Consider the following 19,851-nt stretch of genomic DNA (forward strand, 5'->3'; position numbering starts at 1 on the left):
GTTGAGACGATGAAAAAGCGGATGCGTTTCCTCCGCAGGGAACTTCTGGGAAAAGTCGCGACAGTCACACTTGGTGCCGCCGCCCTTGCAGGGTGTTCGTCGGCGAGTGAGCGGTTCGGGCCGGATCCTTATTACACCGCCAGCACAAAAAATCAGCGCGAGATCATGAATGGATCTGCGCCTGCTCAGCCATCCTATCAGGATATTATCAATGGTCCCGGGGGTACTGCGGCCGGACTGCCGCAAACTGCGTCCGCACCGGTGTCTACCGGCTCTATTCCAAGCCAGCCACAGCCCGTTTATGCTCCGGTCCGGCCGGCGCCGGTTACAACGCCAGCCGTTGTAAGTGCGCCAAAGCCGCAGCGAATTACAACGCCGCAAGTCGCTGCGCTGCCAGCACCTGAAGTGGCTGCAGCCGGCAAAGATTGGAAGGGCTGGACCGCTGCTGGCGGAACCCGGGTCAAAACACGTCAGGGCGACACGCTCGCATCGGTTTCTCGCCGCTATGGCGTTCCGGTCAAGGCTGTAGCCTCTGTGAATGGACTCAAGACATCGTCTCATATCCGTCCTGGTCAATCACTTTTGATCCCAACCTATGTTTATGCGGATCATTACGGCACATCGAGCGCGAGCAAGGTCAAGCTGCCGCCCGTCGCAAGCCGCGAAACCCTCGTGACAGGATCTATTCCGACTGTCGCACGGGCTGCACCGCGTCCGGACCGCAAACCTTATGAGCAACCGACCTTTGCCCAGCTGACACAAAACACACCGCCTGCAACTGTAATGGCTGCTGTACCTGCGAGCACTTTGCCTAAGCGAAAGCCCGGTGAAGCCAGCCAGCCAATTGTAACGGCCTCGGTTCCGGCAACAGGTTCGTCCAGTTCGGTTCCAGCGCCGCGGCGCCAGCCGGTCCGGCAGATTGCAACGGGTCCAGATAAGCCAATTAAGGTCGAAACCACCGCGATCACCACACCGGAAATCCAACCGGAAGCTCCGGCGAAAACGGAAGCAGCACCAGAAAAACCGATTGAAGTCGCCGCTGTTCAGCCCAAGGCCGACCAGTCTTCAGCCAAATTCCGCTGGCCTGTGCGTGGCCGCATCATTTCGGATTTTGGGGCAAAGCCGGGTGGTGGGCGTAATGAAGGCGTCAACTTGGCTGTACCGGAAGGCACGCCGGTGAAAGCAGCCGGTGATGGCACGGTGATTTATTCTGGCAATGAACTGAAGGGTTACGGCAATTTGGTGCTTGTGCGCCATGATGAGGGATATGTATCTGCTTACGCTCACAACAGCGTCTTGAACGTGAAACGTGGCGATAAGGTCCGCCGCGGCGATGCTGTGGCGCTTGCCGGTGCGACCGGCTCAGTCAACCAGCCGCAGGTGCACTTCGAACTGCGCAAGGGCAACAAGCCAGTGGATCCTTTAAAATACCTGCCGCGCCGCTAAACGGCGGACATGCCTTAGGAAATTGCCCGGCCATCGTGCCGGGCTTTTTGTTGGCGGAAACCAATCTGCTAGAGAATGCGTTTGAGGGCGTCCACAAGCCGTTCCGATTGGTCCGATGTGCCGACAGTGATCCGAAGCCAGTTTTCAATGCGCGGCTGTTTGAAGTGGCGCACCAGAATGCCCACAGCCTTGAGCGCAGCGTGAAGGCTGGCCGCTGTTTCTTTGGGATGGCTGACAAAAACAAAGTTGGTCGCTGACGGCAGAACGGTAAATCCTAGCCCGGTCAATTGGGCGGTGAGAGTGTCGCGTCCAGCCATCACTTCATGGCGTGTTGTTTCAAACCAATCTTTATCATCCCAGGCGGCGAGGGCCGCTGCTTGAGACAGGCGTCCAAGCGGATAAGAATTGAAACTGTCCTTCACCCGGTTGAGCGCCTCAATCAGGTGCGTTTGGCCAAGGGCAAACCCGACCCGCATGCCAGCCAAGCCCCGGGATTTTGAGAAAGTCTGAATGACGAGCAGATTGTCGTGATCCGGGATCAGGCTAGCCGCGCTTTCTCCGCCAAAGTCGACATAAGCTTCATCGATGATCACCACGCAATCGGGGTTTTGTGTCAGCAGGGCTTCTATGTTTTTCAACGGAAGAGCTATGCCGGTCGGGGCATTCGGATTGGCCAGAATGATACCGCCGCGCTGGTTCTGGTAATCGGCCAGATCAACTTCGAACCTGTCGGTCAGCGGCACCTGGCGGCACTCAATGCCGAACAAGAGGCAATAGGTGGGATAGAAGGAATAGGTGATGTCGGGGAAAAGGATTGGGTCCTTGCCGGTGAAAAAAGCGCGGAAGGCATGTGCTAGGACTTCATCGGACCCATTGCCGACAAAAACATGATCCTTGTTCAACCGGTGCGACCCACCGATTGCCCGTTTCAGTTCGACCGCACCCGGGTCGGGATAAAGCCGCAGCCGGTCATCGGTTTCTTCCTGGATGGCTTTCAGGGCTTGAGGCGAAGGGCCATAGGGATGCTCATTGGTGTTGAGCTTGATGACATCGGACGTTTTCGGCAGTTCGCCGGGCGTATAGGGCACCAGACGATCGACAATCGGGCTCCAGAACCTGCTCATGATCTTGTCCTATGTCGGAAAAACATTCGCTTATAGAACAGTAGTGGCAGTTTAATTCTTGTGCCAGCACCGAATGACTGGTGTAGAGCCGAGGAGGGGTGGAGTTACGTCATTCTTCAGCTGCAGCTTCCAAAAAAGCCGTCTTCAGGTCTGGGTCTTCTGCGGCGCGGGAGAGAACCAAAGCCCCCACCATGAGCGACAATTGCCTAAGGGCAGCCTTTGAACTTGCTGACTCCTTGCCACCAGCTTCTTCGTCCAAAAGCGTAAGCGTTTCGCGAAGGCCTTTATCAAAAGCTTGGCGGACTTCTTTGCCCTGGCGCGGAGCGTCACCGCCAAGGGCCGCAAAGGTGCAGCCTGTCGCCCGTTTTTCCTCGTGAGTTTTGGTCAGATACCACTTGGCAACAGATTCGCCTGGGGCGCTGTTTGGGGTCGATTGAATGCTGTTGCGCCAACGGTCAAGGTTTTCCGACAGGGCATGGGCAGTTGCCTCCGCAATCAGCGCGTCCTTGCTGGCAAATTGTTTGTAAAAGGCGCCATTTGTAAGGCCGGATGCTTTCATCAGGCCGGCAATTCCAATCCCGTCATAGCCGTGTTCGCGGAACAATCGGCTTGCTGTTTCGACAACACGCTGGCGGTTTTCTTGGGCGTCTTCGCGGCTCACTCTCACCGGTTTCCTCCTGTTTCCGACTTGGATTATAATCATAATCTTTTTATTGACAACAAAGATTACATTCATAATCTATGCGCAAATTGAACGAGGTGACAGAATGCCGGACACACAAGACATGCCAATCGTGATCAGCGCCGCCCGCCGCACGCCTTTGGGGGCGTTCATGGGATCACTGGCGTCGGTGCTAACAACAAAGCTTGGGGCGACCGCCATCGCGGAAGCCATGTCAGATGCCGGAATTGCGGCAGACAGCGTTAGTGAGACTATCATGGGCTGTGTTTTGCCAGCAGGGCTTGGCCAGGCTCCCGCGCGTCAGGCGGCCAGGGCGTCGGGTCTACCGGATGCCTGCGGTGCAACAACCATCAACAAAGTCTGTGGATCCGGCATGAAGGCTGTGATGCTCGGACACGATCTGCTGAAAGCCGGCAATGGCCAAATCATTGTGGCAGGCGGCATGGAATCCATGTCCGGCGCGCCATTTCTATTGCCTGAGATGCGCGGCGGACGGAAAGCCGGATCTGCGGAAGTAATTGATCACATGATGCGCGATGGTCTGGAAGATGCCTATGAAACCGGCCGCCCGATGGGCGAATTCGGGGAGGCAACGGCCAAAAAATACCAATTCAACCGGGAAGATCAGGACGCCTATGCCGTAGAGACATTAAAGAGGGCGCAGAGCGCCGTCGCGGGCGGTGCTTTTACCGGAGAAATCGCCTCGGTCGCGGTTCAAACCCGCAAAGGTACGCTTGTTGTCGATGCCGATGAACGTCCGCCGCAAATCAACCCGGAGAAGATTCCCGGGCTAAGGGCAGCTTTTGGAACTGACGGCACAATAACGGCCGCGAGTTCTTCAGCGAATGCAGATGGGGCCGCGGCCTTGGTCTTAACCCGTGAAGATGTTGCCGTGAGCCAAAATATGCCTGTGCTGGCCCGGATCGTTGGGCACACAACACACAGTCAGGCGCCCGAGTGGTTTACAACGGCACCGATCCCGGCCATCCAAAAGTTGCTAGAACAAACTGGCTGGAGCGCCGGCGACGTTGATCTTTATGAAATCAATGAGGCGTTTGCCGTTGTCGCGATGGCCGCTGCAAAAGAACTCGGCATTCCGCGCGACAAACTGAACGTCAATGGCGGTGCCTGTGCACTTGGTCATCCGATTGGAGCAACGGGCGCGCGTATTCTCGTCACGCTCATTCACGCTTTGAAAGCGCGCGGCCTCAAGAAAGGCATTGCCGCGCTGTGTATCGGCGGCGGCGAGGCGACGGCCGTTGCAGTTCAATTGCCCTAACACCTTTCCGGAATGAGTTTTCCGAACGGCGAGGTTCGGCCGTTCGGGTGCCATGTCCTGCAGTCGCCGGTCCTCTGGCCGATTACTTCGGACAAGGCGTTTCCCTGAATAGGAAAAAAATCCCCAATGATGAGTGTTGCGCTTCTCTTATGCCCCTTCGCCTTTACGATGGGCGCCTTCGTGTTTTCTGGTGTGCTTGCGCCAATGGCAGAGGCGTTGGGTGTATCTGTCGGGGCGGCGGCCGCTCTTCAGTCCGGCTTTGCAATTGCCTGTGCGTTGAGCGGACCGCTCCTTGCCCGGCTGACGGCGGCCCTACCACGCAAATCCCTCCTGCTTGGTGTTCTCTTTATCCTGACGGTCCTGAATGCAGGGTCCGCGGTTGCGCCTGATTATCCAAGCCTCTTGGTGCTGCGCATTCTGGTTGGCGGGCTGGGAGCTCTGGCGTTCCCTTTGGCAACAGCGATTGCCGCCACCAACGCGAGCGAAGAAGGGCGTCCGGCAGCGATTGCCAAGGTCTATGCCGGTATTCCTTTGGCGATGATCGCCGGTATTCCGCTTGGGTCCGTTTTGGGCAACGCTTTCGGCTGGCAGGCCTGTTTTGCCGCCACGGCGTTGTTTTGTGCGCTGGCCTTTGCCATGGTGCTTGCCTGTGTTCCGTCAAATCAGCCAGATCCGCAAAAAACGGCCGTAACGAACGGTGCCTTGAACAAAGGAGTTCTGGCCCATCTCGGCATCATGCTTCTGGCGTCGACCGCGCTCTTCACCCTTGTTGGTCTTTTGGGGCCGGTCATTCGCGCTTTGACTGGATTTGGCGGTCCTGGCATCGCGGCACTCCAAGTTCTGGCAGGTGTTGGCAGTCTCGTCGGGATCAAGATGGGGGCGCGGCAAGCCGGTGGTGGGCGGTATCTGCTCAGCGGACTGTTTGCCATTTTGGCGGCCTCGCTCGCCGTCACAGTGCCCTCGCTCAGCCTGCAACACGCGGGGACAGCCGGGCTCATTGCGATAACACTGAGTGTTATTCTGGGGCCGATCGCGCAATTTGCCATTGGCGCCACGGTCCAAGCGCGCCTTGCACGTTTGGCAGGACCATCGGCGACGTTGGTTTTCGCCCTGAATGCATCCATGGTTTATTTGGGGCAGGGGCTTGGAATTGCGTTGGGTGCGCTGGCGCTGGATCTGGCCGGCATTGCAGGTGCTCCGGCCATAGGAACCGTCATTGCCTTGATCGGCTGTCTCTTTGCGCTGCGGCTCGGCCGGAGCGCCGCACAACAAAATCTCCAAACTGCAAGAGGATAAGATGTCTCCAATCAACAAAGAGGCCGACTTGGCAGCCTTCGAAGCCAAAGTTAGTCATCACTATACCGACAACAACGGCACCAAGATCCATTATGCCAGTATTGGCGATGGTCCCTTGGTGGTGTTTATCCATGGCTTCCCAGACCATTGGCTCACCTGGTGGGAACAGATGAATGCGCTCAGCGCCAATTACCGCACAGTGGCCATGGATTTGCGCGGTTATAATTTGAGCGATCAGCCGGAAGACGAAGCGTCCTATACACCTAACCGTCTAGCCGCTGATGTCTGTGCGGTGATTGAGGACTGCGGCGAGAAAGACGCGATCGTCATCGGGCACGATTGGGGCGGTTTTGTTGCCTGGCAGACGGCCTTGCTTCGGCCGGAAAAGGTCAGCCGCTTGGGCATCGTCAACCTGCCGCATCCCTGGGCGATTTCCCGCGAACTTGCCAACAACCCGGACCAGCAAAAGGCCAGCGGCTATGCCCGTGTGTTTCAGCAGCCGGGTTCTGAAAGCAAACTGGATTTCGACCGGCTATCAACCTGGATTCATGACCCGGCGTTCCGCTCGCGCCATATAGCAGCCATGGAGGCGTCCAACCGGACCGGCATGCTAAATTATTACCGGGTGTGTTTTCCCGCTGAGCCGTATCAGGAGCGTAAGGACACACCCCCTAAGATCACTGTACCGGTGCTGATTATTCACGGCATGGAGGACCCCTATGTCCTGACCGCCGGCCACAATGGCGTGTGGGAGTGGGTGGCAGGCAGCCTTACTATCCGCACCTGGCCGGGTGTCGGCCATTTTGTGCAACAGGACGCCCCGGATCGGTTGACCGCAGCCCTCAGCAGCTGGCTTGGTGAAACGATCTAGTCGGACGCAAAATGAAAAACAGTGGACCACCAATGAGCGGTCCACTCATGAAATTCCCGCTAGAAACGCTCTTCTCATTCACCTATTCTGGGTTGTGCTTCGCAAGCTGGGAGTTGGAATGGAGCCAATCACACGACACCTGATAGACCGGGGTGATGGCGCGTCTGTCGAACTGTTTCAGGCTCACCCCGCTGGCGCTGTACCGTGTGGTGCTGTTTTGTTCGTTCACGGCAATCAAGGCGGCCGCCTTATTGGCGCAAAGGAAATTGCCGAGAAGGGGGCGCTCACACGGTTCGCTTCCGGGTTGAACATAACTGCGGCCGCTGTGTCGCAACCGGGTTTCGGTTCTTCTTGCGGGCCGGCAGATTTCTGTGGTCCGATAACTCAGAAGGCGATCATTGCAGCCCTGAATTTCCTGAAAAAACAGCCGTCTGTTGATCCTGCGCAGCTGGTACTATACGGCCACAGCCGGGGCGCGATCGCGGCAGCCATTGTCGCTACTCAAGTCTTTGACTTGCGGGCGGTTATTCTTTCCAGCGGTGTTTATGATCTGAAAGAGGTTTATCACCAAAGTTCGAGAGGTATCCGGCGTGCCATAGAAATCGAAGCGGGATTGTCGGAAGAAGCATTCCTGGCGCGATCGGCTCGCTTTCATGCAGATAAGATCCGGGCAGAAACCCTTCTCTTACACGGACGCTATGATGACCGGGCGCCCTTATCCCAAGCAGAGGCCATGTCTGATGCGCTCATCGAAGCTGGTTCTAATGCGATGCTCAAGATCTTCGACAGTGGACATGAGTTGCCTCGAAAGGAAGTTCAGGCAGCGCTTCGGCCTTTCCTGCAAGATGTCTTTTTAAAGGAGCCAACGGTTCACTGAGCAGCCGGGACGGATCTCCCAAAATCACGCAAGACCACACGCGTTGCGGCCGCCAGTGGATCGTGGATTTCAGAGAGTATCGCTACCCGGTCAAACCGGTCTGGATTGCGATTGACCGCATCTCTCAGCGCGGTCCCAAAAACTTTCCGCAGTTCGGTCCCGATGTTGAACTTGCAGATTTTGGATCCGGTGGCGAGTTTGCGCCGTTGAGCGGACGGAACCCCGGAGCCGCCATGAATGACGAGCGGCACATCCGTGACAGCTTCAATGGCCCGGATGCGCTCCTCCTCCAAGCCGCCTTCCTTGTTTTCTTGAAGATGCACATTGCCGACGGAAATCGCCATGGCGTCGACCCCTGTCGCTTCGGCAAACTTTCGGGCTTCTTCCGGATCCGTCCCCTTTGAGGTTGCGCCTTCTGCATAGCCAACAAAGCCGATTTCACCTTCGCAGGAAATGCCCGCAGCGTGGGCCATTTCTGCGATCCGACCAGTTTCGTCAATGTTCTGCGAAAGCGGTTTTTGGGAACCGTCATACATCAGCGATGTAAAGCCGCTGTCGAGGGCCTCCTGGCAGTCTTCAAAGGTGTAGCCGTGATCGAGATGCGCAACGACCGGAACGCTGGCGGTGTCCGCCAGGTGGCGGAACATTTTACCCAGGATCGGCAGGGGCGTATGCGCGCGGCAAGAGGGGCCTGCCTGCAAAATGACCGGAACTCCTTCCGCGTCTGCTGCGGCCACATAAGCGCGCATATCCTCCCAGCCAAGTGTGACAAGGCCGGCAACCGCATAACCGTTTTTCAATGCCGGTTGCAGCACAGCTGCAAGCGTTGCCAGGGTCATTTGAACTTGGCCACCATGTCCTTGATGCCGGGGATGGTCTCAACCTGATAGGCATGGGTTGGCTGAAAATACTGCACAAGGGACCGCTGGCTGAGCCCGCCCAGGATGGTGAAATAGTACATTTCATATCCCGGCATGACGGCGCAGGGGTGATAGCCCTTGTCGATGACAAAGGTCGAGCGGTCCATGATGTGGAACGCTTCGCCGGGAACACCATCTTCACGCTGCAGGATCTGCACGCCGGAGCCGTGGTTCGGACGGAAACGGAAGTTGTAGGTTTCGTCGTGCCGGGTTTCGTCCGGCAACCGGTCGGTATCATGTTTGTGTGCCGGAAATCCGGACCAGCCGCCTTGGCCAACCGTATAGAGCTCACTCACCAGCAGGCGGCCGACCTTGCTATGTTGTTTTTGGCCCAGAATGTGTTTGATTTTGCGATGGGTTTTGGTGTCGTCAGAGCCGTATTGCACCAAGTCGATGCCGTCGGTTCGGACGTCGAATGGGTCCAGAACCTTGTCGTACTTGGCCCCGGCTATGAAGGTTTCGGTTTCCTCAGACAGACACTCCAAAGTGACTTTTGCCCCAGCCGGCACATAAACGCCTTCCGGTTCTCCATCCCAAACATCAACGCCGCGATTGCCGAGGTTCTCGAAGGTAACGCCTTCGACGTTGACTGTGACGGTGCCGGTTGCCGGAACAATGCAGGTCTCATACCCGGGAACCTGATACTGAAAGGCTTCGCCCCTTTTTAGTTTGACGATGTTGAAATAGTTAAGGGGAACCGTTGAATTGTCAGCGTCGACGATCGGCTTGTTCTGATTGTCATGCGGCGCGATATGCATGGGGTTTTCCTCTCAAACGGATGTCGGGCCGGGGTGGGAAGACAAAAATTTTTCGAGTTCGGACGGATTGGGCATGGCTGGAGCGCAGCCGGGTTTGGCAACGACAATGGACGCACATGCTGACCCGCGCAGTACGGAGTCCTTCAGGCTGTGGCCGTCGGCTATTGATGTCATGAGGCCGCTCATGAAACTGTCGCCCGCGCCGTTCGGTTTGAGCGCGTCGACGGGATAGATGCCGGTCTTGAATTCCTCCTCGCGAGAAATGGTGATCGCGCCGTGTTCGCCCATTTTATAGATGACCAAAGAAGCGGTTGTCCGGGCGAGGTCGCGGGCTTTGTCGAGACCCTTGTCATAGCTTCCTGCCATGAAACCGAATTCCTCGTCATTGCCGACAATCATGTCGCTTTGTGCAGCTGCCCTTGAGAGCACGTCAGCTGCAACCTCTGCCGACGGCCAGGAATAGGGCCGGTAATCGACATCGAAGATGATGGGCAGGCCTTGCTCTTTAGCAAGGTCAAATGCCTTGAAACTGGCGCTGCGCGACGGTTCGGCAGCAAAGACGGTGCCTGCGGTGATCAGTGCGCCGAACGCGCTGTAATCGACCTTGGAAACGTCCTCAGAATCCATTTGAAAATCTGCCGCGCCGTTGCGGTAAATCACATTGCGGTGGCCGTCGACAACGGATTCGTAAAAGGCGAGGGAGTTGCGGTATTCGCCGCCCACCGGGGTCACATGATCGGTGTTGACGCCGTAATGGTTTAGCTGACCGGTACAGTAGCTGCCGACGCTATCGTCAGACACCCGGGTGACCAGCGCGGCCTGGCCGCCAAGTTTGCAAATCCCGGCAGCAATATTGGCTGCGGACCCGCCAAGTCCGACACTGACCCGCTCCGCGTCTTCAGCCCGAACCCCGGCATCGGTGTAAAAATCGATCCCGGCACGCCCGACGACGACGAAGTTGTTTTGAGCAATTGCGTCCAGAAGCATCAGATCCCCCGGCGCTGTTTGGAACGGGAGGACTCCCAATCGACATGGGCATCCCGAACCCTGGCGCTTTGGGTGATGTGCGGTGTGCCGACTTCCCACCAGGTGTGCCCTTCGGCGGTCCATCCGTCGTAGGCATCGACCTTCATGCAGATGACATAAGTTTTGTCAGCTGCCTTGGCGCGTTTGAAGGCTTCGCCGAGTTCAGCCGGATTGGAGACCGTTTCCGCATCTGCGCCCATTGCGGCCGCATGGGCTTCAAAATCAACCGCAAAAGCTTCGGGTACCGTCGGACAGTCTTCAATCAGGTTGTTGAAGCTCTCGTTGCCGGTGTTGTTCTGCAATTTGTTGATGACGGCAAAACCGCCATTGTCGAGCACCAGAATGATGAGCTTTTTCTGGCTCAGCACCGATGAATAGATGTCCGAATTCATCAAGAGATACGAACCGTCACCGAGGAAAATGATGGTGTCCTTGTCCGGTTCCCGTTCGGATTGGGCAATGCGCGCGCCCCAGCCGCCGGCTATTTCATACCCCATGCAGGAATATCCGAATTCCACATCAACGGTGCCGATATCAAGGGTGCGCCAATTGGCTGTCACTTCGGCAGGTAGTCCGCCGGCAGCCGTGACCACGCGGTCGCGTTTGTCGCAGAGCGCGTTGACCACGCCGATGGCCTGCGCATAGGAGTTTGGCCGGTTCCCGTAGGCCACATTTTCCGCAACATAGGCATCCCACGCCTTGCGTTCATCGGCTGCCTTTTGCGTCCAGGCTGCAGGGGATTGATAACCCGATACTGCTTCTTCCAGCGCCAGAAGGCCCAATTTTGCATCCCCAACAATGGGCAATGACATGTGTTTGCCGGCATCGTGTCGTCCAGCATTAAGCGAGATGAACCGGGCGTCTTGAGAAAAGGCGGTCCATGAGCCGGTGGTGAAGTCCTGAAGGCGCGTGCCGACTGCCAAAATGACATCTGCCTCTTCTGCTAGAGAGTTGGCGCTGTTGGATCCCGTGACGCCAATCGGTCCGGCATTTAATGGATGAGTAGCCAGGAGGTTGGCCCGCCCGGCGATAGTTTCGACGACGGGGATCTGATGTTTTTCGGCAAACGCCGTCAGTTCGGCAACGGCCCGGCTGTATTGAACGCCGCCACCTGCAATGATCAGCGGGCGCTCAGCGGATTTTAGCAGGGCCGCAGCGTCTGCAATTTCGTTTGCGTCCGGAGACGTCCGGCGGATCCTGTGGACGCGGCGCTCAAAAAAGCTCTCCGGGTAGTCATAAGTCCATCCCTGAACATCTTGAGGCAGTCCCAGGAAAGCAGGGCCGCAGTCGGCCGGATCCAGCATGGTCGCAAGCGCGGCGGGCAGAGATTGAATAATCTGAGCCGGGTGTGTGATCCGGTCCCAATACCGGCAAACGGATTTAAAAGCGTCATTGACGCCCAATGTCGGATTGTTGAAGTGCTCCAATTGCTGCAGCACCGGATCGGGCAGGCGGGTGAGAAAGGTATCTCCGCACAGCATCAGCATTGGCAACCGGTTAGCATGCGCCAAAGCGGCTGACGTCAGGAGGTTGGAGGTTCCAGGTCCGGCACTGGCGGTACAAAACATGAAACGCTGACGCAGCCATTGTTTCGCATAGGCTGCAGCGGCAAACCCCATGCTTTGCTCGTTCTGGCCGCGATAAAGCGGCAGGTCGTCCCGGTGATTATAGAGCGCTTCCCCCAGGCACGTGACATTGCCGTGGCCAAAAATGCCAAACCCACCGCCGCAGACCCGGATCTCTTCGCCGTCAATCTCGATCAACTGATTTGCCAGGTAGCGGATAATCGCTTGAGCGGTCGTGAGTTTCACCGTTTGGGTGCTCATGCTCGCCTCTCCCAATGAATTGTTTTCGTGCAAGTGCAGCCGATTGCCGCTTGCGCCATGTTGGAACTCAAGATACAAAAATTGCAACCGGTTGCAAATCATTTTCGATAGTGCAAATCGCAAAGCCGGAGATGGGACAAAGAAATGCCTGAAATCGGGATCGGAATCCTGGGCGGCGGCTATATGGGTAAGGCTCATGCGGTTGCCATGTCCGCGGTTGGCGCGGTGTTCGGCACCACGCTTCGGCCACGCCTGGAGATGGTCAGCGCCAGTTCGCATGCATCAGCTGAAAAATATCGGGCTGCCTATGGGTTCCAGCGGGCAGCGCGCGATTGGCAGGAACTGGTCGCCGATCCCAAGGTCGAGGCCATCGTAATTGCATCGCCGCAATCTACCCATCGCGCCGTGGCGGAGGCCGCATTTGCGCTGAACAAACCAGTCCTGTGTGAAAAGCCCATGGGGGCAACGCTGGAAGATTCTGAGGCCATGGTTGCCGCCGCTGAAAAGAGCGGCTGCGTCAACATGGTGGCCTATAACTACATCCGCACACCGGCGAGCCAATATGCACGTAAACTCATCCAAGATGGGGTTATCGGCGACGTAACCTGGTTCCGCGGTGAACATACCGAAGATTTTTATGCCGACCCTCAAGCGCCTGCCACCTGGCGGACGGATGGCGATGCCAACGGGACGATGGGGGATTTGGCGCCGCATATGATCAATGCCGCTTTGGCGTTGATCGGCCCAGTCTCTTCTCTGATGGCCGAGGTGGAACGGGTCCACGAAAACCGCCCGGGCGGCATGGTCACCAATGACGACCATGCGCAGATGATGGTGCGGTTCCAGTCCGGGGCCATGGGGCATATGTATTTCAGCCGGATCGCGACCGGCCGGAAGATGGGCTATGCCTACGAGATATCCGGCACAAAGGGCGCGATCCGTTTCGATCAGGAAGATCAAAACGCTTTGTGGCTTTACCGGATGGAGGATGCGGAAGCTGAACGCGGTTTCCGGAAAATCCTGACGGGACCGGCGCATCCCGACTACTTGCCGTTTTGCCAGGGGCCGGGCCACGGGACGGGATATCAAGACCAAATCATCATCGAGGCCAAGGATTTTCTCGAGGCAATCGCCAAAGGCAAACCATCTTGGCCGACATTCCGCGATGGCCTGGATGTCAAGCGTGTTGTGGAAGCGGCCATGACATCGTCTCGTACCAAGTCCTGGCAATCCGTTTTATCAAAGTAACCTACTGAAAGGCTCAGTGATATGAGCATCCGTATCGGCAATGCACCCTGTTCCTGGGGTGTTGAGTTTCCTGATGATCTGCGCAATCCGCCTTGGAAGCAGGTGCTTAAAGAGTGCGCTGAGGCCGGCTACAAGGGGATAGAGCTGGGGCCTGTCGGCTACATGCCGGAAGATCCGGCGGTGCTGGCTGAGGCCCTGGCAGAACAGGACTTGGAGCTCATTGGCGGAGTGGTTTTCCGTCCGTTCCATGATCCGGAGGCCTGGGACAACGTCTTGGACGGGACCCACCGGACTGGCAAAGCGCTGAGGGCTCATGGGGCAAAGCATATGGTGCTGATCGATTCCATTTCCCCGCGCCGTGCGCCGACGGCTGGCCGTCCGGAAGAGGCAGAACAAATGGATGCGGCGGAATGGGCCGCCTACAAAGACCGAATTGCAGAAGCGGCCCGCATCGGTACCGAAGAATATGGACTGACTGTCGGTATTCACGCTCACGCAGCTGGTTTCATGGATTTCGAGCCGGAGTTGGAGCGGCTGCTTAATGAGGTCGATGAAAAACATCTAAAAATCTGTTTTGACACGGGTCATCACTCCTATGCCGGATTTGACCCTGTCGCGTTTATGGAGCGCCACATCAACCGCATTTCCTACATGCATTTCAAAGATATAGACCCCAGTGTGAAGGCGGGTGTCGTTGCCAACCGGACGGGGTTTTATGACGCTTGCGGACAGGGGATCTTCTGCAATCTCGGCGAAGGTGATGTTGATTTTCCAAAAGTCCGTCAGATCCTGCTGGATAATGGTTTTGAAGGCTGGTGCACGGTGGAACAGGACTGTGATCCGACACTCGATGTCTCTCCGATCGACGATGCGCGGGTGAACCGTGAATATCTGGAATCCATCGGATTCAAATAAGGACAAGAAAAATGACACGATTGAATTGGGGGATGATCGGTGGCGGTGAAGGCAGCCAGATCGGTCCAGCTCACAGGTTGGGTGCCGGACTTGACGGCGATTTTACCTTTGCTGCGGGCGCACTCGATCACCGGCCCGAAGCTGGACGGGACTACGGGCAGCGTCTTGGCCTTGCCGCAGACCGGGCCTATGGAGATTGGCGGGAGATGCTGGACGGCGAGCGGGGCCGGGAGGATCGGATAGATCTAGTCACCGTAGCGACCCCCAATGCGACCCACTTCGAAATCACCAAGGCATTTCTCGAAGCCGGATTTCATGTCCTTTGCGAAAAACCGATGACGATGACGGTCGATGAGGGCGAGGAAATCGTCAAGATCGCAAAAGCCACCGGAAACATCTGCGCAGTTAATTACGGCTACACAGGCTATTCGCTCGTCCGGCATATGAAGGCGATGGTCGCGCGGGGCGATCTTGGAAAGATCCGTTTGGTCAAAGCAGAGTTTGCTCATGGGCATCATGCAGATGCTGAAGATGCCGACAATCCGCGGGTGCGCTGGCGCTATGATCCGGCACAGGCCGGTGTTTCAGCGCAATTTGCCGACTGCGGCATTCATGCGCTTCATATGGCGTCCTTTGTGACGGGGCAAGAAGTTGAGCGGCTATCAGCGGACACTGTGTCCTGCATTTCCAGCCGCGAGTTGGAAGACGATGCGATGGTCAACTTCCGCATGGATGGCGGTGCTGTCGGCCGGCTCTGGACATCGTCGGTCGCGATCGGGCGTCAGCATGGATTGACGCTCCAGGTTTTTGGCGAAAAAGGCGGCCTTCGCTGGTCGCAGGAGCAGCCGAACCAGCTCTATTGGATGCCGCTCAATGGGCGCCTGGAAACAATAGAACGGGGTGAGGGGAGCTTGTCGCCGGAAGCCGACAGAACGTCCCGTGTCACCATCGGTCACGCCGAAGGCATGCCGCTCGCCTTTGCCAACATTTATAAGGATCTGGCTGAGGCGATCCGGGCGCGCAAAGAGGGGCGCGCGATGGATCCGGCTGCAGATCTTTACCCGCGCGCAGAAGATGGATTGCGATCCATGGCTGCGGTCTTTGCGGTGGCTGAAAGCGGCAAGACGGAGGGACGCTGGACGGACGCCCGCCCGCGGATGTTCCGCTAGCTTGTATAAATTACTCTGTGGCCGACAAGAGCCTTACGGAGCCGGCCGCAGTGTGCCCCGTTCAACGACGGAGCAGGGAAAAAGGCGCGCTTCCGGATAGCGGCTTGGATCTTCCAGCATAGAGACAATCAACTCGACCGAGGAGTTGATGATCTGCTGAACCGGTTGGCGGATCGTCGTCAGATTGATGTTCTGCCAGCCCGCCATTTCCATGTCATTGAGGCCGATGATACCGATATCGCCTGGAACTTTTTGTCCGGCATCCTGAATCGCGCTTAATGCACCGATCGACAAAACATCATCCCCGCAGAAATAAGCGTCTGCCGGCGTTCCGTCCGCCATCAGCCGCTGCATTTCTTCGCGGCCAGCTTCGAACGAATATGCCTTTGCATAACTGTAAGTCATCTCAACGGACGGATGGCGGGTCAATTCTTCCTGAAACCCTTTGAACCGGTCCTGGGTGGACGTTGCCGTTTCAGGGCCGCCCAAAAAGGCAACGCGCGTATAACCCCGCTTGACCAATTCCTTGGCGGCCATACGTCCGCACTCGACGTTGTCGATCCCAACGATATGAAACTCTGGGGCTGTCGAATACCGGCCAAAACTGTTGACCACAGGAACGCCAGCCTCCTTGAAAGCCTTGGTGAAACCCGGCGGCAGGGTTGAAGAAGCAACAATGACCCCGTCGACGGAATACTGGCGCATCATCTGCACGGATGCATCCGCATCGGTCTCATCGGAGAGATTTACCAGAAGTGGGCGCAAACCGGATTCCTGGAGCTGCCGGGTAAATTGATCAAACACTTCCAGGAAAATGGGATTGTGGAAGTTGTTGGAGATCAGGCCGATCAGCTTGGTCCGCCGGGTTGTCAGGCCGCGCGCCAAAATGTTTGGCGTATAGCCGAGTTTTGCGGCGGCCTTTTCAACTTTTCGCCGGGTTTTGTCAGATACGGAAGCGCCATCGGTATAGGTGCGTGAGACTGCTGAGCGTGAAACGCCTGCAAGTTCTGCAACTTCTTTTAACGTGACGGCCATAGGTCCTGATCTAATTCGTGCTTTTCAAACGTCGGTCTTATCGCAAGTTTCTCGTGCGGACAGTATGAAATTTCATTTTTCAAATTGCAACCGGTTGCAAAAACTATCTCTTCATGGTTTCTTAAACCCTGAGAGAGGCGAACAGCCGCTCTGTGACCATGAAAATGGCAATCCTTGGGAGGAAGGAATGAGATCTACTCTTAAGTCGCTGATGTTGGCCGCTGCTGTTGTGGCTGCACCGCTGATCAGCGCGTCCGTCGCCTCGGCGGAAGGCGAAAAATACATTCTTGTCAGCCACGCTCCGGACAGCGACAGCTGGTGGAATACAATTAAAAACGGCATTGCCCTCGCGGGTGAACAAATGAATGTCGACGTCGAATACCGCAATCCGCCGACGGGCGATTTGGCGGATATGGCCCGCATCATTGAACAAGCTGCTGCGTCCGGACCAAATGGCATTATCACCACCTTGTCAGATCCGAGCGTTTTGTCCGGACCGATCAAGGATGCTGTGGCGTCCGGTATCGACGTTATCATCATGAACTCAGGCACGCCTGAACAGGCGCGCGAAGTCGGTGCTTTGATGTATGTCGGGCAGCCGGAATATGACGCCGGGCATGCTGCTGGTCTTCGTGCAAAGGGCGATGGCGTAAAGAGCTTCTTGTGTGTGAACCACTACATCAGCTCTCCGTCTTCTTCAGAGCGCTGCCAGGGGTTTGCAGACGGTCTTGGCGTTGAACTGGGCAGCCAGATGATCGACAGCGGTCAGGATCCGGCCGAAATCAAGAACCGGGTACTGGCCTATCTCAATGCCAATCCGGACACCGATGCGATTTTGACACTCGGTCCGACCAGCGCCGATCCGACTCTGCTGGCGTTGGATGAAAACGGCATGGCCGGCGATATCTATTTCGGCACCTTCGATCTTGGCGAAAACATCGTTGAGGGCATCAAGGCTGGAACGATCAACTGGGGCATCGACCAACAACCGTTCCTTCAGGCCTACCTGCCGGTCGTCGTGATGACGAACTACCATCGTTTTGGGGTTCTGCCGGGCAACAACATCAACTCTGGTCCAGGGTTCGTCACCAAAGACGGCCTGACGCTGGTTGAAAAATTCGCCGGCGAATACCGCTAAGCGGCCGGTGATCGGAAAGGGCGGCCATCCATGCTGCCCTTTTCATTCCCTACATCATAGACAGAGCCGGGGAGGGGCCAAATGTCTGAGGCCAGTGCGGCAGCGATAGCCGACGAACGGGTTAAACAACAATCCAAAATGCAAAAAGCGTTGATCCGCCCAGAGCTGGGTGGGATCTGCGGGACTGTGATCGTTTTCACCCTGTTTGCGATCTTTGCTGGCGACAGCGGCATGTTCAATTCCCAAGGAATTTTGAACTGGTCGACCGTTTCCGCGCAATTCATGATCATCGCGGTGGGCGCCTGTCTTTTGATGATCGCCGGTGAATTCGATCTCTCCGTCGGGTCTATGATCGGCTTTTCCGGCATGATGATTGCCATCTTTACCGTCACCCTCGGCTGGCCGGTTTGGCAGGCGATCTTGGTGACTTTTGCCCTGGCCTTGGCGATTGGTGCACTAAACGGCTACATCGTTGTACGCACCGGATTGCCGAGTTTTATCGTAACGCTGGCCTTTCTGTTCATCCTGCGCGGGTTCACGATCTTCCTGCCGCAACTCATTGAACGTAAAACAATTATTGGCGGTGTAGATAGAGCCGCAGAAGGCGATTGGCTTGCGTTTTTGTTCGGCGGCAAAGTCCTGACCGGCTTGTTCAGCTGGATGGGAGAGGCGGGTTTGATCGCTGTCTTCGAACGTGGATCCCGGGCTGGTCAGCCGGTCGTGGAAGGTGTGCCGATGCTGATTGTCTGGGCGATTGGCCTCGTGATTGTCGGCCACATTCTTTTGACCCGGACCCAATTTGGAAACTGGATTTTTGCTGCAGGCGGGGACGCTCAGGCCGCGCGTTATGTCGGTGTTCCGGTAAACCGGGTGAAAATCATGATGTTCATGTTCACCGCCTTTTGTGCCACCGTGTTTGCTACGTGTCAGGTGATGGAGTTCGGCTCTGCCGGTGCAGACCGCGGCCTCTTGAAAGAGTTTGAAGCGATCATCGCCGTTGTCATCGGAGGCGCGCTTCTCACCGGCGGTTATGGCTCCGTTGTTGGGGCGGCTCTCGGGGCGCTGATCTTCGGCGTTGTGCAGCAGGGACTGTTTTTCGCTGGGGTGGAAAGTTCGCTATTCCGTGTGTTCCTCGGTGTAATCCTGCTCTTTGCGGTTATCCTCAACACCTACATCCGCCGCATTATTACTGGGGAGAGATAAGATGACGTCCATTCACGCTCCCATCATTCAAATGCGCAACATCGAAAAGCACTTTGGTTCGGTGATCGCGCTCGCCGGTGTCTCCGTTGATGTATATCCGGGCGAATGTCACTGTCTTTTGGGCGATAATGGTGCGGGTAAATCGACCTTCATCAAGACTATGTCCGGGGTTCACAAACCCACCAAAGGCGAAATCCTGTTTGAAGGAAAACCGTTGAGTTTCGCCGATCCACGTGATGCCATTTCAGCGGGAATTGCGACGGTATATCAAGATCTTGCCATGATCCCACTGATGTCCGTCAGCCGGAATTTCTTCATGGGCAACGAACCGATCCGCAAGATTGGACCGCTGAAGCTCTTCGACCATGACTACGCCAATCAGGTGACGATGGACGAAATGCGCAAGATGGGCATCAATCTGCGCGGCCCGGATCAAGCTGTCGGCACCTTGTCCGGCGGTGAACGTCAGACGGTGGCGATTGCCCGGGCGGTGCATTTTGGTGCCAAGGTTTTGATCCTGGACGAGCCGACATCAGCGCTCGGGGTCCGCCAAACTGCAAATGTGCTGGCGACCATCGACAAGGTCCGCAAGCAGGATATTGCTGTGGTGTTCATCACGCACAACGTCCGCCATGCAATGGCAGTCGGAGACCGGTTTACGGTGCTCAATCGCGGCCAGACACTTGGAACGGCGCAGCGCGGCCAGATCACACCTGAAGAGCTGCAAGACCTGATGGCCGGCGGCCAGGAACTGGTGGCGCTCGAAGGTTCGCTTGGCGGGACGGTCTGAAGACTAGAGATACTTCCGTGGTGAAAACATGGTGGGATAGTCCTCACCGACGTAGGACTTAAAAATGATCAACTGAAAGCCTGGTCAAATTATCCAATCAATCCTTTCAGGATACGTTGGTTGGGCTTTCAAAACAAAGGCGCTGCGGTGTGCATTGGCCAGACCATTTAAAGCATGCATGCGGTCGTGCCACCGGCCCGGCTTACAGTCCCTTTAAAGTTTAGATCAGTGGGTAGAATTTCTAATGC

18 protein-coding genes are annotated in these 19,851 nt (G+C 56.6%); 11 read left to right on the forward strand and 7 right to left on the reverse strand.

The window, feature by feature from the left end:
• Positions 1-21 precede the first annotated feature (21 nt).
• Positions 22-1,446, forward strand: coding sequence for a M23 family metallopeptidase (locus FJ695_RS17820; RefSeq protein WP_209010708.1), 1,425 nt, complete (start codon positions 22-24; stop codon positions 1,444-1,446).
• A 68-nt stretch (positions 1,447-1,514) separates the two neighbouring features.
• Here the strand turns inward: FJ695_RS17820 and hisC are convergent, their stop codons facing one another.
• Positions 1,515-2,570: a histidinol-phosphate transaminase gene (gene hisC, locus FJ695_RS17825; protein WP_141186698.1), complete on the reverse strand. Its 1,056-nt coding sequence runs from the start codon at positions 2,568-2,570 to the stop codon at positions 1,515-1,517.
• Between the two features lie 109 nt (positions 2,571-2,679).
• Positions 2,680-3,231, reverse strand: coding sequence for a TetR/AcrR family transcriptional regulator (locus tag FJ695_RS17830; RefSeq protein ID WP_371708790.1), 552 nt, complete (start codon positions 3,229-3,231; stop codon positions 2,680-2,682).
• A gap of 106 nt (positions 3,232-3,337) precedes the next feature.
• Between FJ695_RS17830 and FJ695_RS17835 the strand changes: the two genes are divergently transcribed.
• From FJ695_RS17835 to FJ695_RS17850, 4 genes are all read left to right on the forward strand, one after another.
• Entirely contained in the window at positions 3,338-4,531 is a 1,194-nt protein-coding gene (locus FJ695_RS17835; protein ID WP_141186700.1) for an acetyl-CoA C-acyltransferase, read from the forward strand.
• 126 nt (positions 4,532-4,657) lie between these two features.
• Positions 4,658-5,827 (forward strand): MFS transporter, encoded by a 1,170-nt coding sequence (locus FJ695_RS17840; RefSeq protein ID WP_141186701.1) that lies wholly within the window; start codon positions 4,658-4,660, stop codon positions 5,825-5,827.
• A 1-nt stretch (position 5,828) separates the two neighbouring features.
• Entirely contained in the window at positions 5,829-6,698 is an 870-nt protein-coding gene (locus FJ695_RS17845) for an alpha/beta fold hydrolase (protein WP_141186702.1), read from the forward strand.
• Between the two features lie 118 nt (positions 6,699-6,816).
• Entirely contained in the window at positions 6,817-7,575 is a 759-nt protein-coding gene (locus FJ695_RS17850) for a S9 family peptidase (RefSeq protein ID WP_141186703.1), read from the forward strand.
• On the opposite strand, the gene FJ695_RS17855 is transcribed toward FJ695_RS17850, so the two are convergent.
• Genes FJ695_RS17855 through iolD form a run of 4 tightly spaced genes read right to left on the reverse strand, consistent with a single transcriptional unit; the run spans position 7,569 to position 12,105 of the window.
• Positions 7,569-8,414: a class II fructose-bisphosphate aldolase gene (locus FJ695_RS17855; RefSeq protein ID WP_141186704.1), complete on the reverse strand. Its 846-nt coding sequence runs from the start codon at positions 8,412-8,414 to the stop codon at positions 7,569-7,571. The two genes, FJ695_RS17850 and FJ695_RS17855, sit on opposite strands and share 7 nt — an antisense overlap.
• Positions 8,411-9,253 (reverse strand): 5-deoxy-glucuronate isomerase, encoded by an 843-nt coding sequence (locus FJ695_RS17860; protein WP_141186705.1) that lies wholly within the window; start codon positions 9,251-9,253, stop codon positions 8,411-8,413. The genes FJ695_RS17855 and FJ695_RS17860 overlap by 4 nt, the downstream gene beginning before the upstream one ends.
• A 12-nt stretch (positions 9,254-9,265) precedes the next feature.
• Positions 9,266-10,240 (reverse strand): 5-dehydro-2-deoxygluconokinase, encoded by a 975-nt coding sequence (gene iolC / locus FJ695_RS17865; protein ID WP_141186706.1) that lies wholly within the window; start codon positions 10,238-10,240, stop codon positions 9,266-9,268.
• The gene (gene iolD / locus FJ695_RS17870; protein ID WP_141186707.1) at positions 10,240-12,105 is read right to left on the reverse strand and encodes a 3D-(3,5/4)-trihydroxycyclohexane-1,2-dione acylhydrolase (decyclizing); all 1,866 of its coding nucleotides are present in this window, start codon (positions 12,103-12,105) and stop codon (positions 10,240-10,242) included. Before iolD ends, iolC begins: the two co-directional genes overlap by 1 nt.
• Positions 12,106-12,249: 144 nt before the next feature.
• Here iolD and FJ695_RS17875 point away from each other — a divergent pair, with 144 nt between their 5' ends.
• From FJ695_RS17875 to FJ695_RS17885, 3 genes are read left to right on the forward strand one after another with little or no spacing between them, the layout of a single operon-like run.
• Entirely contained in the window at positions 12,250-13,353 is a 1,104-nt protein-coding gene (locus FJ695_RS17875) for a Gfo/Idh/MocA family protein (RefSeq protein WP_141186708.1), read from the forward strand.
• Between the two features lie 21 nt (positions 13,354-13,374).
• The gene (locus FJ695_RS17880) at positions 13,375-14,268 is read left to right on the forward strand and encodes a TIM barrel protein (RefSeq protein WP_141186709.1); all 894 of its coding nucleotides are present in this window, start codon (positions 13,375-13,377) and stop codon (positions 14,266-14,268) included.
• Positions 14,269-14,279: 11 nt separating this feature from the next.
• Positions 14,280-15,437: a Gfo/Idh/MocA family protein gene (locus FJ695_RS17885; RefSeq protein ID WP_141186710.1), complete on the forward strand. Its 1,158-nt coding sequence runs from the start codon at positions 14,280-14,282 to the stop codon at positions 15,435-15,437.
• Between the two features lie 33 nt (positions 15,438-15,470).
• Here FJ695_RS17885 and FJ695_RS17890 read toward each other — a convergent pair whose 3' ends face one another.
• The gene (locus tag FJ695_RS17890; protein WP_141186711.1) at positions 15,471-16,472 is read right to left on the reverse strand and encodes a LacI family DNA-binding transcriptional regulator; all 1,002 of its coding nucleotides are present in this window, start codon (positions 16,470-16,472) and stop codon (positions 15,471-15,473) included.
• 187 nt (positions 16,473-16,659) lie between these two features.
• On the opposite strand from FJ695_RS17890, the gene FJ695_RS17895 reads away from it, so the two are divergent.
• The 3 genes from FJ695_RS17895 to FJ695_RS17905 all read left to right on the forward strand — a co-directional run bounded on the left by FJ695_RS17895 (position 16,660) and on the right by FJ695_RS17905 (position 19,603).
• Positions 16,660-17,610: a sugar ABC transporter substrate-binding protein gene (locus tag FJ695_RS17895; protein ID WP_141186712.1), complete on the forward strand. Its 951-nt coding sequence runs from the start codon at positions 16,660-16,662 to the stop codon at positions 17,608-17,610.
• Positions 17,611-17,691: 81 nt separating this feature from the next.
• Positions 17,692-18,813 carry an ABC transporter permease gene (locus tag FJ695_RS17900; RefSeq protein ID WP_141186713.1) on the forward strand — a complete coding sequence of 374 codons (1,122 nt, stop codon included), beginning with the start codon at positions 17,692-17,694 and terminating at the stop codon, positions 18,811-18,813.
• A 31-nt stretch (positions 18,814-18,844) separates the two neighbouring features.
• Positions 18,845-19,603: an ATP-binding cassette domain-containing protein gene (locus FJ695_RS17905; protein WP_371708995.1), complete on the forward strand. Its 759-nt coding sequence runs from the start codon at positions 18,845-18,847 to the stop codon at positions 19,601-19,603.
• The last annotated feature ends 248 nt before the right edge of the window (positions 19,604-19,851 follow it).

Source organism: Labrenzia sp. PHM005 (genome assembly GCF_006517275.1).
GTDB lineage: Bacteria > Pseudomonadota > Alphaproteobacteria > Rhizobiales > Stappiaceae > Roseibium.